Here is a 17,389-nt window from a genome sequence, read left to right on the forward strand (position 1 = left end):
TTGTAAAAATCAAAAGTGTTTGTTAAAACATTTAATATTTATCATTAAAAACTTTAACAGATTGATGGTCACCGTAATGGTTTTGTTATATTATTGATACAGGAAATACAGAATATCTATCTTTCAATATATTTGTTGCTATGAAGCGTATCCACCTCATTGCAGTATTCCTGTTTGCAACTGTTTTTTCAAAGGCCCAAACCAACCCACCTACCGATCTCGGCACTATTCAGCAAAACCTTAAAAAACTTGATGTGCTTGGCAGTGTATTATATGTGGCTGCCCATCCCGATGATGAAAACACCCGCCTGCTGGCCTACCTGGCGCAGGAAAAACATTATCGCACCGGTTACCTGTCGCTCACCCGAGGCGATGGCGGACAAAACCTGATAGGCAATGAGCAAAGTGAACTGCTTGGTTTGATACGTACGCAGGAATTGCTGGCTGCCCGCCGGGTTGATGGCGCCGAACAGTTTTTTACCCGGGCCAATGATTTTGGTTTTTCAAAAGGGCCGGAAGAAACGCTAAAGATCTGGGATAAGGAAAAAGTATTGGGCGATGTAGTTTGGGTGATCCGCAAATTCAGGCCGGATGTAATCATTTGCCGCTTCCCAACAACCGGCGAGGGGGGCCATGGGCATCATACCTCTTCGGCTATATTAGCGCAGGAAGCTTTTATAGCCGCCGCCGATCCAAACCGTTATCCGGAGCAGTTAAAATATGTAAAACCATGGCAGGCCAAACGCCTGATGTGGAACACTTTTAGTTTTGGCAATATTAATACTACCTCGGCCGATCAGTTTAAGATCAATGTTGGGGTTTATAATACCATCCTGGGTAAAGGTTATGGTGAAATAGCTGCCGAAAGCCGTAGCAATCACAAAACGCAGGGTTTTGGTTCGGCCAAACAACGTGGCGAATCATACGAATTTTTTAAAACTATTTTGGGCGATGCCCCGCAAAACGACCTCATGGATGGCGTTAATACCACCTGGAAGCGCGTTAAAGATGGCGACGCTATCTCAACGTTAACAGGTGTTATCAGCCGGAACTTTATTAGTGACGCGCCCGAAAAATCAGTACCGGCATTGGTACAATTACTGACGAAAGTGGAGAAAATATCGGATAACTACTGGCGCGAACAAAAAGCCAAAGAGCTGAACAACCTGATTACAGCTTGTGCCGGTCTTTGGTTTGAAGCTTACGCAGCAGAGCCAACATATGCTTTGGGCGATAAAATGAGCATACGTGCACAGGTGATCAACAGGTTTAACTATCGTGTTAAGATAAACAGCATTGATGCTAACGATAGCGCATTAGCATTGCAAAGCAAGGAGATACCATTTAATCAACTGCAAACTTTTGAAACTACTGCCGCCGCATCTATGTTAACGCAGCCGTACTGGCTTGCAGCCCCGCACCCCATTGGTGTTTACACTTTGGCCGATAACACGTTGGCCGGCAATCCTGAGAACCTCGATCTGCCCAAAATTACTTTCCAGTTTATTATTGAGGGGAAGCCTATTAATATTGACCGCCGCATAATATATAAATACGTTGATCCGGTAAGGGGCGAGGTTTATCAGCCTATTGAAATTACGCCGCCGGTAACTGCCAATATCGAAGGCAAGGATTATATTTTCAGTACACAGCAGGTACAAACGGTATTAGTAAACCTGAAAAGTTTTACCAAAGCAAGTGGTACCATCAGCCTGAAACCTGTTCCCGGCTGGAAAATAAGTCCTGAAAAAATTGACTTTATCGGTAAGGAAAAAAATGAGGAATGGTCGGTAGCATTTACGGTTACCCCAACTGATACTAAAACTAAGACTACCGATCTGGAAGCGGTGGTTAACGCTAACGGCCAACCATTTTCACTTAGCCTTCGCCGTATCAGGTATGATCACGTACCAGCTATTACCCTATTTCCGCCGGCACAAACAAAACTCGTTTACCTCGATCTTAAACATAACGGCCGAAAAATAGGTTACATTGCCGGTGCCGGCGACCAGATGCCTGAAGCTTTGCGCCAGGTAGGCTACGAAGTACACATACTAAGCGAAAATGAGGTAATGAACGGTGATCTTTCAGGTTATGATGCCATTGTAACCGGCGTACGTGCCTACAATGTGAACGAGCGACTTGCTTATCAGCAATCGAAATTAATGGCATATGTAAAGAACGGCGGCAACCTGGTAGTACAATACAATAACAACAACGGCATCGTGGTAAAACAAATAGGCCCGTATCCGTTTACCGTAGTAAACAAGAGGGTTACTGATGAAAATGCCGAGATAACTATCTTAGATCCGCAAAACCCCGTGCTGAATTACCCCAACAAAATAACTAATGACGATTTCAACGGCTGGATCCAGGAACGTGGTTTATACTATGTAAGCAATATCGATCCGCAATATAAACCCATTCTCCAAATGCACGATAAAGGCGAAGAACCACTTAACGGATCACTTATAGTTGGCGATTATGGTAAGGGCAGGTTTATATACACTTCCCTGGCGTTTTTCAGGGAGTTGCCAGCCGGTGTCCCTGGAGCCTACAGGTTGTTCATTAACTTGTTGAGCAAACCAAAATAACCTGATAAACAGCGTGTTTACTTGGCGAAGCCAAAAGGATTCTCTATGAGAGCCCCTGAAGAAACAATAACTTCAGTGCGCCAAACTGGGTAAATCGTACTGAGTGGGATATTACCCTGTAAACCTATAAACAGGGTGACAAATGTGGATGGCTCTGGAGAAAAAGGAGCGAAGATATGTAAAGCATTAAAATAACTATAAAACCAAAACGGCCTCTTAAAGAGACCGCTTTGGTTTCTTTAGCCATAATTAATAAGCGTAAAACGGCACATCTTCATAGGCATATCCGCCTGCACCCCAATAAAATTCGTTTTGATTTTTAGTGTAGAAATGGTCAATTTCGGCAGGTGTACCTCCGTGATAATAGCGATAAACTGGCACCGAACTATTTGCCTGGCTGGGATAGGCATAAAAGGCTACCCTTTCTTTGATGTAACCACCAGGAGTGGTCGCATTCCTTGTATAAAAGTGATCAACAGCAGAGGAACTATAATAACGATATACAGGCTCTGTACCGGCTACCTGGGTAGTGAAGGCAAAGAAGCCGACTCCCTCAAATATATACCCTGTGTTATTTCCCTGAGCCAATTCATTATAATCCGTAGTGTAAAAGTGATCGGACGAGCCGCCGTTATAATATCTGAAAACGGGTGATGTGCCTGCTACCGGCGGGTTTAGCGGGTAAAGAAATTGTACAGCAATTTTATCATAGTTCGAAAGCACTGTTGCCCCGGTACCGCACTCATTGCCATTCATTAACGAAACCGGATCGGCTTCAGTAGGTGTACCAAGAATATGAGTGGCACTGTAATGGGCGCTGTTAGGTGCTGTTCCATTCTGAGGTTCGTTTAAAAACCAGTTGGTATGCCTAAGACCGATACTGTGACCTAATTCATGCGCTATTGTTCGTTGTCTTTGATCAAATGAATTTCCCGAAATCGCAGCTGGGCTTATGTAGATTATAAAACCAGGCTGTCCGTTTATCGGGAAATAAGACTGCCCGCAAGCTCCACCAATATTATTATTTGCCATTATCGTAACATTGTAAGAACTGCCTACAGAAAATTTCACCCTGCAGTTCGGAATACCATTCCATTGTGCAATGGCCGCGTTAATTTCGGCAGTATACGCGCTCATAGAAGCATCAATATTGATCACTACGTTAGTGTTTAAACCCAGGTAATTTTGCGCACCGTATTGATCTGTCTTAATTTTCGAGGCGTTACCATTTGTTGTTGCAACAACGGTCTTCTTTGAAAACAACATATCACCGTCCACCAAGTAGTCGGTACCGATATCCTTAATATCAGAATCGTGGAAACCCAATGATTTAATGTAATCCAAGGCACTGGTGCTGTTTTTTTCTTTATCCGCAGGTGCTAAATCATAAATTGCTTTTTTGCAGGAATTAAACGATAGCAATGTGGTAAACGCAATAAATGCGAGTTTGAGGTTTTGGTTTTTCATTTGTGATTTATGTATTTAAGTTTAAGTCAAAAATAATATTATTAATTATATTTATTACAATAATTTAATTTTTTATTAAATAAAAACTAACCAAACGAAACCCTATAATAATAAATAACACTATTATAAATAATCAAGGTATTAAATATCAATATTATGAACCTGAGCTCAAAGGATTCTAAGAAGACGAGCTTCCCCTTTGACTGAACTCAACGTTTTACAGCTGTGGTAAATCTGTTTTAATCCCAAACCTTTTCAACCCGTCAAAAACACTACATATGTTATCAACAATGTGTCAATTTTACTTTATTAACAATTTTTTAATATAAAACTCTTTCAATTACAGTAAATTCTATTTACGTTTGAATTTTTTCTTGATGTAGCTTCAAATAATTTTTTACCCTGAAGCACATGTTACGCGTCGACAGTTCCAAACCATGCCAAATTATTTATGCCATTGCCAAGCATGACTACCTGTCGTATGTTATTGAGCCTCACATTGTTCAGCTCAATCCAAATGGTGAATTTTCATTAACCCATCAGCGTTTATTTTCCAATACAGCTAAGGAGTTTTGCGAGTTTTTGGATGATACTGATATCAGGCTGATCAAACTGCTGGAGGAGATGGAACAGGGCAACGTGATCAAAAGGTATTATAAAAAACCAATCCGCCCGTTCGAGTTTTTCTCCAAGATCTTCAACGAGCAGATGTTTGATATGATTCGCCCAAAACTGGAGAAACGGATAGCTGAAGCGTTATCATTACTTTGCGGCAAACAGGTATACCAGATGAGTAAAGAAGGTTATCCGGGCGAACGCAAACTTCAGCTGGCTACCGAGGCGGCATCGGTGTTATTTCATTTCAGACGTAGTGAAGAAGAGATCAGGTATTTCCCTACCATCAAATACCAGGGCATGCGCATTGAGTTCATGTTTAAAAATGCCGAGATCATTTGCAATCACCCGGCCTGGATGCTTCTTGACGACACCCTGTATTATTTCGATAAGGAAATTGAAGGTAAAAAACTACAGCCCTTCCTGAACAAGCGATTCATCGCCATACCAAAATCGTCAGAACAATCATACTTTGAAAAATTTGTTGCCCCGCTTATAGAAAAGCATAATGTTTACGCCGAAGGCTTTACCATCAATACCGAAAAGTATGATGCCTGCCCTGTACTTAAGCCTATTTATATTGAAGGCGGCACTTCGCAATTACAGCTTTCTTTTAAATATGCCGGCTACATTTTTCCTTACGGCGATGGCAGGCACATCTCGGTACGGATGGAAAAAAACGGCGATGATTACCTATTCCATCGTATTAAACGCTCAACCACCTGGGAAAAGGGCAAAATGCACCAGCTTGAACAATTGGGGCTTAAAATAGCTTCCTCATTGTTCCAAAACCTCGAAGTTGCCGGCCATGATGATGATGACGACCGCTCGTTCTCCGTTTTTGAATGGCTTAACCAGCATCACGACCAGCTTATTGAACAGGGCTTTGAACTGGAACAGCCTGAAGGACAAAAACGCTACGTATTTGGCAGCAGTAAAATAGAACTGGTAGTAACCGAAAATAACGACTGGTTTGATATTAACGCCATGGTAAGCTTTGGCCCCTACCGAATCCCTTTTATCCAGTTAAAAAACCATATCCTTAACCATAAAAAGGAGTTTACCCTGCCATCGGGCGAAATTGCGGTAATTCCCGAACAATGGTTTTCACAATATGGTAATTTGCTGCATTTTACCGAGGGCAGTAATGAACTTAAACTACGCCGTCATCACATTGGCCTCGTTACAGATCTTGCCGAAGGCGAAATGGCCAGCGTTACCATGACCCGCAAACTGCAAAAGCTGACTAATTTTGATGAGCTTGAGGATGCTCCGATGCCTGTTAACTTTGAAGGCAATTTACGGCCATATCAAAAGGCTGGCTATAACTGGTTCCACTTTTTAAAGCAATATCATTTTGGCGGCTGCCTTGCCGATGATATGGGCCTGGGTAAGACCATCCAAACTTTATCGCTGCTGCAAAAGCACAAGGAAGATACGGAAGAGGCTGGAAGCAAAGCCACTTCGCTGGTGATCATGCCTACCTCGCTGATATATAACTGGCTTAACGAAGCCCGTAAATTTGCTCCGCAGCTTAGGTTGATGGTACACACGGGAACCATGCGTTACCGAAATGCTGATGTTTTTGCCAACTACGACGTGGTGATCACCACTTATGGCATCAGCCGTATCGATATCGAAATGTTTAAAGATTTCTTTTTTGACTACGTGATATTGGATGAAAGCCAGAATATTAAAAACCCTTCATCAAAATCATACCAGGCGGTTAAGCAACTTAAATCTCGTTTTAAGCTGATATTGAGCGGTACCCCGGTAGAAAATTCGGTTAACGATTTGTGGACTCAGATGTCGTTCATTAATCCTGGTTTATTGGGCGCGCAACAGTTTTTCCAAAACGAGTTTGTAGCGCCGATAGAAAAGAAAAAGGATGAAGATAAGGCCCGAAAATTACAGGCCCTTATTAAGCCTTTTGTGTTACGCCGTACCAAGGAACAGGTAGCAACAGAACTTCCACCTAAAACGGAAAACCTTTTCTATTCGCAGATGACCGAAGAGCAATTATCTGTTTATGAAGAGATCAAATCTGAATACCGGAACGAGCTATTGAAAAGTTTGGAGGATGGTACTTTTGCCAAAACGCAGATCCAGGTATTACAGGGGCTCATTAAGCTAAGGCAAATTGCCAACCACCCTATCATGATTGATAAAGATTATGAGGGCGATAGTGGCAAGTTTGAGGACGTGGTTCATACGCTGAATAACGTACTCGATGGTGGCCATAAAGTGCTCATATTTTCGCAGTTTGTAAAACAACTTAGCATTTACCGCGATCATTTTGATCGGGTTGGCATCCCTTATGTATATCTTGACGGCAGTACCCAAAACCGCGGTGATGTAGTTAAGCAGTTCCAGGAAGATGAAAAAACGCGTGTATTCCTGATCTCGATAAAAGCCGGCGGCGTAGGCCTTAATCTTACCGAAGCCGATTATGTGTTCATTCTCGATCCATGGTGGAACCCGGCTGTTGAGCAGCAGGCCATTGACCGCACACATCGTATCGGGCAAACCAAAAACGTTTTCATTTATAAATTCATCACCAAAGATTCGGTTGAAGAAAAGATCCTGGCCCTGCAGCAGCGCAAACTCAGCCTGTCAAGGGCGTTGATCACTACCGAAGAAAGCTTTATTAAATCCCTTACGGCAGAGGATATTAAGGAAATATTGGGGTAAATGCCTTTCCCAAACCCTCCCCTAAAGGGCGAGGGCTTTAAAAGAAAAAGCGATGAGTAATTAATGCTCATCGCTTTTTCGTTTTTCAACAAACTCTTGCGCTCGTTTATAACGAGCGCAAGAAGTAGAAGGAGTACTTGAACTATTTTAACTTGCTCAGCGCCGCTTTCACCCTTGGTATCAAGGCCTCAATTTCATGAAGCGGGGTTGCACCAACCGATGCCCTGAACCAGTTCACTTCATCACCTGTACCAAAGGCGGAGAATGGAACAAATGCGGCTCCTGCTTCTTTAATCAAATAAAAGTTAATATCTGCCGAATCTCTTAGCACTTTGCCATCGGGAGTAGTTTTGCCGCTGTAATCTATTTTAAGTGTAAGATAGATAGCGCCCATTGGTTCAATCGAGTCTACATTTAAACCGCTGGCTTTCATTTCCTGGAAACCTTCGTGCAGGGCAGTTAGGCTTGCCTGGATCTTTTCTTTTAAATCGGTAAGGTAATTGTTTACATCAGCCTCATCGGTTAAAAATTTGGCCATAGCCATCTGTTCAGGCTTGGGCGACCAGGCACCCATGTGGCCTACAATGGCTTTCATATTTTCGATAACCAGCTCTGGCCCGAAACCCCAGCCTACACGTACACCAGTTGCTGCAAAACATTTTGAACCGCCATCAACGAAAATGGTGTAATCTTTTAACTCCGGACGAAGTGTTACCGGATCGTAGTGTTTGTGCTCGCCAAAAGTTAATTGTGAGTAGATCTGATCGTATAACAAATACAGTGGTTTCTCACCGACCGCGCGGCTCTTGTTTTCCGCAATTACAAGATCACAGATCTCTTCCAGGTCTTTTTTGCTGAACATGGTACCGGTAGGATTTAAAGGCGAGCATAACGCCAATAAAGCCGCTCCCTTTAAATGCGGACGGATATCATCTGCAGTAGGCATAAAATTGTTGTCTGGGGAGGTAGGAATAATTACCGCATCAGCATTCAATAGATCACTGTAGTGGTTATTGTTCCATGATGGTGCAGGGAAAACCACTTTTTCGCCGGGGTTAACTACCGCCAAAAATATAGAATAGATCAGCGGGCGCGAACCACCCGAAATCAGGATTTGGTTGGGCGCATAGTCAAGACCTAAACTTCTTTTCAAAAAGCCACTTACACTCTGGCGCAGATCAAGCATACCATCAGCAGCCGGGTAGTTGGTTTGATTATGATTATAGGCGTCAATAATCTTTTCCTTTAGAGGAGTTGGAATAGGATAAATATTGGAATCGAAATCGCCAATGGTAAGGTTGGCGATATTCTGGCCTTGTCGTTTTAATTCGTTGATCTCGCCCGCAATCTTAATGATCTCCGAGCCATGCAAATTTTGAGCTAATAAAGAAACACTCATGGATTTATGTATTTATAAGCGGCAAAGATAGGGAAAGAAGCTGAAAGCCGAAGGCTGAAAGCTTAAAGCAAAACTCAGAGCTAAAAAGACAAGGCCTAAAGCTGAAAGCTTTTTAGCTCCCGGCGTTAGGCCTTGTCTTTTATTTTGTGGCTTTAAGCTTTCAGCTTAAAGATACGCTTTACGCAGTTTAATGATCCGCATCCAGTGCATGAGTTTCATTACGGGGTAAACCGGGTCTATCTCAAACCACTTAGCGCCAAAATTGGCTTTGTTCGGATGTTTGTGGTGATTGTTTTGGAATAGTTCGCCCAGCATCAGAAAATCGAACGGGGTTGTGTTTTTTGATTTATCACCGTTATCAAAGTTTTGATAACCGTATTTATGACCGCACCAGTTAACAATAGCACCATGTATTGGCCCCATTAAAAAGTGGATAGGGATCAACAGGAACATCCACCATGCTGTAGCAAACTCCACGTAAAATAAAATGTATAAAACACCAAATGAGATGCGTGATACCATTGATGAGCCAATAAAATCAACAAAACGCCATTCAGGGATATTACCCTTAAAGCGCTCTTCGGGCTCCTTCAGCTTCCTTACATGCAGCCTGTAGCTTTTAGCCGTATATACCATCATCTGGAAAACATCCTTAAAAAAATGAGGCGAATGCGGGTCTTTTTCGGTATCGCTATATGCATGGTGTTCGCGGTGCATAATGGCATAAGCTCTTGGGTTCAGGAACGATGATCCCTGGCAAATATAGGTGAGCAGGTAAAAAGTCCCCTCGTAAAACTTATTGGTTGTAAACATTTTGTGAGACGCGTACCTGTGCAGAAAGAACGTTTGAAAAAATAGCGACAGAAACCAATGCGCTATGAAAAATATGATAATAACCATTGAATTGTAGAAAATAGACTTATTTATAATCTTTCCAAAGATACAATTTAAAGCCTTATAAAGTTTTTAATATGTGAATAATCGTATCAGCCTCAATAAAAAATGCCGTTCCTGGCATAGAAACGGCATTTGCTAAAAAAAGTTGTTTTACGAGGATTATAATAATTCAAACTGTTCGGCCAATAAGCGGTACGATTCCAGCCTGTCCTCAAAATTTTCGGTAATGGTAACAGCCATAATTTCATCCACTCCGTAATCATTGGCAAGCCAGTTTAACTTCAGCTTAAGCTCTGTTGGCGAGCCGGCAATTACGCGGTACCGGTTATAACGGATGCGTTCCTGCTCAGCCGAGGTATAATCAACATCCTTTACATCATCATAACTCAACGGAATTATTGGCCCGCCTTTTTCAAACTGCAGAAAGCGATGGTCCATAACGGCCTGGTGCTGCCTCACTTTTTCCTCATCTTCAGAACAGAAGATAAATACAGCTACGTTAGCCTGTGGTTGTCGCAGGTCATCAGATGGCTGAAATCGCTCCTTGTACATTTTAACACTTTCGGGTCCGCCATTGGGGTTAATAAAATGTGCAAAGGAAAAACCCATACCGAAATGTGCCGCGAACAAGCCGCTTTGTCCGCTCGAACTTAGCAACCACATGTTAGGCACGGTTTTAATCTGCGGGATAGCTCTGATGCGCGCCTGTATGGTTCCCGGTTCGTAAGTATCATGAAAGTAATTCTGCAGATCGGCCAGTTGCTCAACAAAGTCCTCCTCCCTGAACTGGTTTGAAGGGTTAAGCGCGGCTGCGGTGATCCTGTCGGTACCCGGCGCGCGGCCCATTCCAAGGTCAATCCGGCCGGGGAACAGCGCCTCCAGCATCCTAAAATTTTCGGCAACTTTAAGGGTGCTGTGGTTTGGCATCATGATACCACCCGACCCCATGCGCATGTTTTTAGTTTCGCCGGCCAAATGGGCTAACAATACTTCGGGCGTTGAGCCTGCTATAATACCCATATTATGATGTTCCGAAATCCAGAAGCGGGTGTAGCCAAGGGTATCTGTATATTTTGCCAGTTGTATAGTTTCCTGTATGGCCTGCTCGGCAGTAGCGCCTTTTCTAATTGGCGACTGGTCGAGCACGCTCAGTTTGATCTTGTTTGTGCTCATATCTATTGTGAACACAAAAATAAGCATCGAGTTGCAGGTGGGCTTTATGCCAGGGTTTTTATGGCATTGCAATTACTATTACTGCAGCATTAATTTTGACCCTGACAATAAATAAGCCCCGCCTGGTGAGCGGGGCTAAACATAATTAACTATTTATAATTGATTTGAAAAAATCCGTATTGATTACGAGCATCCCATTGAGTTGCCGCAGTTTAAGCATTTGTAACAGGTACCCGAACGAACCGTGGTATGCCCGCAAACGTTACAGCTTGGCGCATCACTTTGTACGCCCATGCTAACATCGAAAGATAAGCCTTTTCTTTGAGCATTTATAGAATTATCTGAAGATTGAGTAGATGGCTGATACACATTGGTTTCATCGGCATTAAAATCCTCATCACCCATTTGCGGGTTTCCCAATACGCCGTTTTTATCGGTTATGATGTGTACCAGGTCGGTGCGGTCCTGGTATTCATAGCCCAGCATCCTGAAAATATAATCAATAATGGAGGTTGCACTTTTAATATTGCTATGCCCTACCACCATTCCCGCCGGTTCAAAACGGGTGAAGGTAAATTTTTCTACGTATTCCTCCAGCGGTACACCATATTGCAGACCAATAGAAACCGCGATGGCAAAACAGTTCATCAATGAGCGGAAAGTTGCACCTTCTTTATGCATATCTACAAAAATCTCGCCCAGGGTGCCGTCCTCATATTCTCCAGTACGCACAAATACGGTTTGCCCGTCAATACTGGCCTTTTGCGTAAAGCCGCGGCGTTTGTATGGCAGGTGTTTCTTTTGCACCACGCGCGAAAGCTGGCGCATAAAATTGGTATCCTTTGATTTTTCCATGATGGCCATGGCTGCTTCAATAACCTGCTCGGGTGTCAGATCGCTCAGTTTTACGTTGGCAGCTTCGCCTAATACTTCTTCAATTGTATCCAGCTTGTCATCAGCTTCTTCCTTAACATCTGATTTGGTTGAGAGCGGTTGGGATAGCTTACAGCCATCACGATAAAGTGCGTTGGCTTTCAAGCCCAGCTTCCACGAAAGCTCGTAGCAATCTTTGATCTCATCAACTTTGGCTTCGTTTGGCAGGTTGATGGTTTTTGAAATGGCACCCGAAAGAAATGGCTGCGCTGCTGCCATCATTTTGATGTGCCCATGGGCATGGATATAGCGCTCGCCTTTTGCACCGCATTTGTTGGCGCAATCAAAAATAGGATAATGATGTTGTTTCAGGTACGGCGCTCCCTCGATGGTCATAGTACCGCAGATATACTCGTTAGCTTCTGCAATTTGTTTTTTGCTGAAACCAAGTGCGCGCAGCACATTAAAATCGGGCGCATTATACTGCTCGGCCGTGATGCCCAAACGTTTCAAACATTCTTCACCCAGCGACCAGATATTGAAAGCAAAGCTGATCTCAAAGGCAGATACCAGGCCCTTGTCCAGTTTTTCCAGTTCATCATCATTAAAACCTTTGGCTTTAAGCGTATCTATATTGATATGGGGAGCACCTTTTAGGGTTGCTGCACCTTTAGCATAATTAACAATGGCGGTAACCTCATGGTCCTGGTAACCTAAATTGCGCAGAGCCTCGGGCACAGCCTGGTTAATAATTTTGAAGTAGCCCCCACCCGATAATTTTTTGAATTTCACCAACGCAAAATCCGGCTCGATACCAGTAGTATCGCAATCCATTACCAAACCGATAGTTCCCGTTGGGGCTATAACAGTGGTTTGAGCGTTGCGGTAACCATATTTTTCGCCCATTTCAACGGCCTTGTCCCAGGCATTGCAGGCAGCTGAAAGCAGGTAATCGGGGCAATGCTTTGGGTTAATACCGGGAGGGGTAATTTCCAGTCCCTCGTAGTTTTCGGTAGAATTATACGCAGCATAGCGATGATTGCGCATCACCTGCAACATGTGCTCTTTGTTATCATTATAGCGGCTGAAAGCACTCAGCTCTCGGGCCATTTCGGCTGAGGTTGCATAGGCAGTGCCGGTCATGATGGCGGTAATAGCTCCGCCAATAGCACGCGCTTCGTCACTATCATAAGGAATGCCGTTCACCATTAGGGCCGAACCCAGGTTGGCATAACCAAGGCCAAGTGTGCGGTAATCATAGGATAATTGTGCTACTTCTCTTGATGGGAATTGAGCCATCAATACGGAGATTTCCAGTACAATGGTCCACACTCGGCAGGCATGTTCAAAACCCTTTACATCAAACACGCGCGTTTGCGGATTAAAGAAATGGGCAAGGTTGATGGATGCCAGGTTACAGGCCGTATTATCCAAAAACATATACTCCGAACAGGGGTTAGAAGCATTGATGCGACCACCTTCGGGGCAGGTATGCCACTCATTAATAGTGCTATCAAACTGAACACCCGGATCGGCACAGGCCCAAGCTGCAAAAGCGATATCGTCCCACAGTTTTTGCGAGGATATGGATTTAACGGTTTTGCCGCTCATCCGGCTGGTTAAATTCCAGGCCGAGCCTGTTTTAAGTGCTGTAAAAAAGCTATTGGGAATGCGTACTGAATTATTGGAATTTTGACCGGATACCGTACGGTAAGCCTCGCCTTCATAATCAGACGAATAACCTGCGGCTATCAGGGCTGCTACTTTCTTTTCTTCTTCTACTTTCCAGTTCACAAACCCCTCAATTTCGGGATGATCCAGATCAAGGCAAACCATTTTGGCTGCCCTGCGGGTTGTCCCGCCCGATTTGATAGCTCCTGCTGCCCTGTCGCCTATTTTCAGGAATGACATCAGGCCTGATGAATAACCACCTCCCGATAGTTTTTCACTCTCGCCGCGGATCTTAGAAAAGTTTGTGCCTACGCCTGATCCGTATTTGAAAATACGGGCCTCACGAACCCAAAGGTCCATAATGCCGCCCTCGTTCACCAAATCGTCATCAACAGAAAGGATGAAGCAGGCGTGCGGCTGCGGGCGCTCATAAGCCGAGGTTGATTTACTCAGTTGTTCTGTTACCGGGTCTACATAATAATGTCCCTGTGGTTTGCCGGTAATGCCGTATGAGGTATGCAGACCGGTATTGAACCATTGCGGCGAGTTTGGGGCAGCCAGTTGGCCAACAATAGTATAAACTATTTCATCATAAAAGATCTCAGCATCTTTTGGTGAAGCAAAATAACCATATCGCATACCCCAATCCTTCCAGCAGTTGGCCATACGATGGGCAACTTGTTTAATGCTTTTTTCAGATCCGGTTGAGCCGTCGGGTTGGGGTACGCCTACCTTACGGAAATATTTTTGAGCCAGGATATCAGTAGCCACCTGCGACCAGCCCGCCGGTACCTCAACATCGTTCATTTCAAATACGGCATCGCCTGAGGGGTTGCGGATCACCGACGATCGCTTTTCATATTTAAACAGGTCGTAAACACTGGTACCTTCTTTGGTGAAATAGCGTTCGGCTTTGAGCCCCTTTTCCCCGCTTGCTGCGGGCGCCTTCCTGGTAATATTTTTAGCCATAGCTTTTACAGATTATGATAAAATTAACTGAGTACGTGCAACACTAAAAAGGTTCAGGGGTTTTAAATCAAATCTATTAGTATGCTGAATAGCATAATAACCGGAGTTTTCCACAGGCTTGGAATAACATGCGTCCCTTGTTCTTATGCAAGATAAATTAATTGATTTTTAAATACTTGCAGTGTTGATAATTAAGAATTGATGTATTTTTTTTGAAAAAGGCATATAGTTTTAACAATACTCAGTCACTGTGTTTTAGCCTGCCGGTGCCAGTCTTGTGAGATTGCCTGTGTGTAAGGTTGACTCGTGCCCTCTAAAACAAAAAGCCTCCGGATTACTCCGGAGGCTGGGTTAATTGTTATATTAAGATCAGTCAACAATTACATCTCTAAAAAATGGTCGAAAGTATCGCTGCGGATACCTAACCTTAAGGTTTCAAGCGGGATGATATCCGTTGGAGCGATATTACCCAAGCTAACATTCGCACCTATCAATTTAATGAACCAAACTTGCTGCGCTTTTTGAGGCGCTTCCCAAATAATAGTCCCTTCAGGGATCTGGGTCAGGATCTCATCAATCAATCCCTGGCGTACCTCTCCCGAATCACGATAAATACCCACATTTCCGCTTTCACGTGCTTCAGCAATTACTTTCCATGAGCCGGCCTCAATTTCGGCATTCATCAGTTTGATCCATTTATAAGGGGCAAAGATCTTTTGAACATCTTTTGAGCCAACTTCGGATATTACCGTAACCTGTTTGGCCAGCTCGCTGATATAGTTACATTTTACATCATGCTCAATAGTGATCGAACCATCGGATACTTCGCAATGTTCCAGCTGGTACTTATCCAATAAACGGCGGTAATCGTCAAACTGGTTACGTACAATAAAGGCCTCAAACAGGGTGCCCCCAAAATAAACAGGGATCCCGGCCTCCCGGTAGAGCTTTAGTTTTTGTTCAAGATTAGGGGTTACATATGATGTAGCCCAACCCAGCTTTACAATGTCAGTATACGGCCCGCCAACTTCAATAAAATCTTCAACCTGGCGCAAGCTAAGGCCTTTATCCATAACCATGGTAATGCCTTTATCACGTGGTTTAGTTGTACGATCAGGAAGATGATTGATAGTGTAGTTCATTGTGAGTATTTGTTATAGCCTATAACTAAAAGTTCTAACGAGGCAAAGGTCGCAACAAATATGCAGATGTGCAAATTTCAAATGTTAAATGATTTTAAAGCTGATTGTAAATTTATTGTTGTGATTTTTATGGTGAGTGGTTGATTGGGTTGATTAGGAGAGTAGTTTAAATATCCCTAAAACACAAAAGACGCATAATACGCGCCTTTTATGTTTTAATTTTTATTATGAGATAAACCATTCACCTAATCACCCCAATCAACCACCCACCATTCTCCTCTACTTAGTATACCTGTTGATAATATCCACAATCACTTTATTCTTTTGCAATTGCGGCAGGTAATCAAACAGGATGTAATGTTTCTCCGGATCGGCTGCTAAAGCATATTCCAGGTTGTTAAGGGCTTCATTGTATTCGCCTTTGGCAAACAGGTAGGCAACCATACGATAGTAAAGCTCGGCCGCTTCGGGATTATTTTTGATAGCCTGGGCTATAATTTCAATAGCTTCATTAAGCTTTTGCTGCTCGTAAAGTATCGACGAATAATCCAGCCAGGCATCAATATCAAGCGGATTTAGCTCAACCACCTTTTCGTAAGCCTTTTCTGCTTCATCTAAATGCCCGAGCTTATATTCGGCATCGGCAATAGCAAACCAGTAATCGGCATTGGCAATATCAAGGTCGAGCGCTTTTTTATAAAAGTGCAGCGCTTCAAAGTAACGTTCCTCAAAATCAAGGGTTACCCCAATCCCAAACCAGGCATCGGCCAGTTTTGGATCCATCTTAACCGATTTTTTGTAGAAGGCACGCGCATCGTCCATTTGCTCCAGCTTTTCATAGCATTCGCCAATGGCACAATAAGTATCGGCATTGGGCTGCTCATATTCAAAGGTGTGGCGGTAAACTTCTATAGCTTCAGCATATTTTTCAAGGTTAACCAGTGCATTGCCTTTGTTGAAATAGGCCGATGCAAAGCTGTCCTTAATTAATATAGCATAGTCATATGCGTCGATGGCTTTTTCAAACAGGCTCAGCTTGGTATAGGCATTGCCTAAATTATACCAGGCCGCATAGCTGTAGGGTTCGTTATCGATATATTGCTGGTAAAACTGAACACTTTCCTGTTGGTTGTCCATTACGTCGTAGCAAAACGCCAGTTCGTAAAGGGCATCCTGGTTTTCCATATTTTGCTTAAGACAGAGCTTAAGATAAGTTATGGCAGTCTCATAATCGCCCATGTTTTGATAAACGTAGGCTATGTGCAGCAAGATCTCGTCGGTCTCTTCGGCAAGGTCAAGCGCTTTTTCGTAATTTTCCAGCGCCTCGGAATAACGCTCCAGGCTTTCGTACAGATTACCGCGGATAATATAGATATCCGCGTCAGATGCTTCGAGCATAGCAGCTTGGTCCAAAGCGGCAAAAGCCTCCGGAACCTTGTTGCTTACCACAAGCAGTTGGGCCTGTTTGATCAGGAAAATTGCCGCAAAAGGGTGCTGGCTTCTCGCGTACTCTGCTACCTGTAATGCCCTGGCCGGATCATTCTTTTCGATGTAGTAGTCGATAATGTTCTCAAACGCCTGGGCATCAAAAAAGTACAAGTCCTGATTTCTGATCATTTCCTCGTACCGTTCTACCGAGAATTTTGGGTCTTCGGTAAAACCAAATTCAAATTCTTCTTCCATTCAATTTTGTTTGCAGAACATCCGCTTTAGGTTGACAAATTGCCTTGTAAAGACTTATTGAGTTCAAATTACAATAAGTAAGCATCCAAAATGCAATTTAGTTTTCAACATTCAAACATTCTTAACAACTGTTCAATACAAAGCATTGATAATTAATAACAATGGATACAACAGGCAAGCGATGAGTGATTCTGAAAAATTGCCCTAAAGATTTC

The 17,389-nt window shown here is 43.3% G+C and carries 9 protein-coding genes; 2 read left to right on the forward strand and 7 right to left on the reverse strand.

Annotated features, from left to right (window positions below; genetic code table 11):
- The first annotated feature begins 140 nt into the window (after positions 1–140).
- Complete coding sequence (locus tag ACP26M_RS19205) at positions 141–2,594, forward strand: PIG-L family deacetylase (protein ID WP_426582392.1); 2,454 nt, start codon at positions 141–143, stop codon at positions 2,592–2,594.
- Positions 2,595–2,843: 249 nt separating this feature from the next.
- On the opposite strand, the gene ACP26M_RS19210 is transcribed toward ACP26M_RS19205, so the two are convergent.
- Complete coding sequence (locus ACP26M_RS19210; protein WP_426582394.1) at positions 2,844–4,061, reverse strand: M57 family metalloprotease; 1,218 nt, start codon at positions 4,059–4,061, stop codon at positions 2,844–2,846.
- 411 nt (positions 4,062–4,472) lie between these two features.
- On the opposite strand from ACP26M_RS19210, the gene ACP26M_RS19215 reads away from it, so the two are divergent.
- Positions 4,473–7,367, forward strand: coding sequence for a DEAD/DEAH box helicase (locus ACP26M_RS19215; protein ID WP_426582396.1), 2,895 nt, complete (start codon positions 4,473–4,475; stop codon positions 7,365–7,367).
- 142 nt (positions 7,368–7,509) lie between these two features.
- Here the strand turns inward: ACP26M_RS19215 and ACP26M_RS19220 are convergent, their stop codons facing one another.
- The 6 genes from ACP26M_RS19220 to ACP26M_RS19245 form a co-directional block, all read right to left on the reverse strand.
- Positions 7,510–8,766: a pyridoxal phosphate-dependent aminotransferase gene (locus ACP26M_RS19220; protein ID WP_426582398.1), complete on the reverse strand. Its 1,257-nt coding sequence runs from the start codon at positions 8,764–8,766 to the stop codon at positions 7,510–7,512.
- A gap of 165 nt (positions 8,767–8,931) precedes the next feature.
- Positions 8,932–9,666: an acyl-CoA desaturase gene (locus tag ACP26M_RS19225; protein ID WP_090534794.1), complete on the reverse strand. Its 735-nt coding sequence runs from the start codon at positions 9,664–9,666 to the stop codon at positions 8,932–8,934.
- A 156-nt stretch (positions 9,667–9,822) separates the two neighbouring features.
- Positions 9,823–10,836: an LLM class flavin-dependent oxidoreductase gene (locus ACP26M_RS19230; protein ID WP_426582401.1), complete on the reverse strand. Its 1,014-nt coding sequence runs from the start codon at positions 10,834–10,836 to the stop codon at positions 9,823–9,825.
- 183 nt (positions 10,837–11,019) lie between these two features.
- A complete protein-coding gene (locus ACP26M_RS19235) occupies positions 11,020–14,349 on the reverse strand; it encodes a vitamin B12-dependent ribonucleotide reductase (RefSeq protein WP_426582403.1) in 3,330 nt (1,109 codons plus the stop codon).
- 380 nt (positions 14,350–14,729) lie between these two features.
- Positions 14,730–15,491, reverse strand: a complete 762-nt coding sequence (locus tag ACP26M_RS19240) for a phosphosulfolactate synthase (protein WP_090534791.1) — start codon at positions 15,489–15,491, stop codon at positions 14,730–14,732.
- Between the two features lie 279 nt (positions 15,492–15,770).
- Complete coding sequence (locus ACP26M_RS19245; protein WP_090534789.1) at positions 15,771–17,174, reverse strand: tetratricopeptide repeat protein; 1,404 nt, start codon at positions 17,172–17,174, stop codon at positions 15,771–15,773.
- Positions 17,175–17,389: the final 215 nt, after the last annotated feature.

The sequence above is a fragment of the Mucilaginibacter sp. R-33 genome (assembly GCF_049949235.1).
Taxonomy (GTDB): domain Bacteria; phylum Bacteroidota; class Bacteroidia; order Sphingobacteriales; family Sphingobacteriaceae; genus Mucilaginibacter.

Coding starts and splice junctions, on each gene's coding strand:
- ACP26M_RS19205 (WP_426582392.1), top strand. CDS start 141: ATGAAGCGTATCCACCTCATTGCAGTATTCCTGTTTGCAACTGTTTTT.
- ACP26M_RS19210 (WP_426582394.1), bottom strand. CDS start 4,061: ATGAAAAACCAAAACCTCAAACTCGCATTTATTGCGTTTACCACATTG.
- ACP26M_RS19215 (WP_426582396.1), top strand. CDS start 4,473: ATGTTACGCGTCGACAGTTCCAAACCATGCCAAATTATTTATGCCATT.
- ACP26M_RS19220 (WP_426582398.1), bottom strand. CDS start 8,766: ATGAGTGTTTCTTTATTAGCTCAAAATTTGCATGGCTCGGAGATCATT.
- ACP26M_RS19225 (WP_090534794.1), bottom strand. CDS start 9,666: ATGGTTATTATCATATTTTTCATAGCGCATTGGTTTCTGTCGCTATTT.
- ACP26M_RS19230 (WP_426582401.1), bottom strand. CDS start 10,836: ATGAGCACAAACAAGATCAAACTGAGCGTGCTCGACCAGTCGCCAATT.
- ACP26M_RS19235 (WP_426582403.1), bottom strand. CDS start 14,349: ATGGCTAAAAATATTACCAGGAAGGCGCCCGCAGCAAGCGGGGAAAAG.
- ACP26M_RS19240 (WP_090534791.1), bottom strand. CDS start 15,491: ATGAACTACACTATCAATCATCTTCCTGATCGTACAACTAAACCACGT.
- ACP26M_RS19245 (WP_090534789.1), bottom strand. CDS start 17,174: ATGGAAGAAGAATTTGAATTTGGTTTTACCGAAGACCCAAAATTCTCG.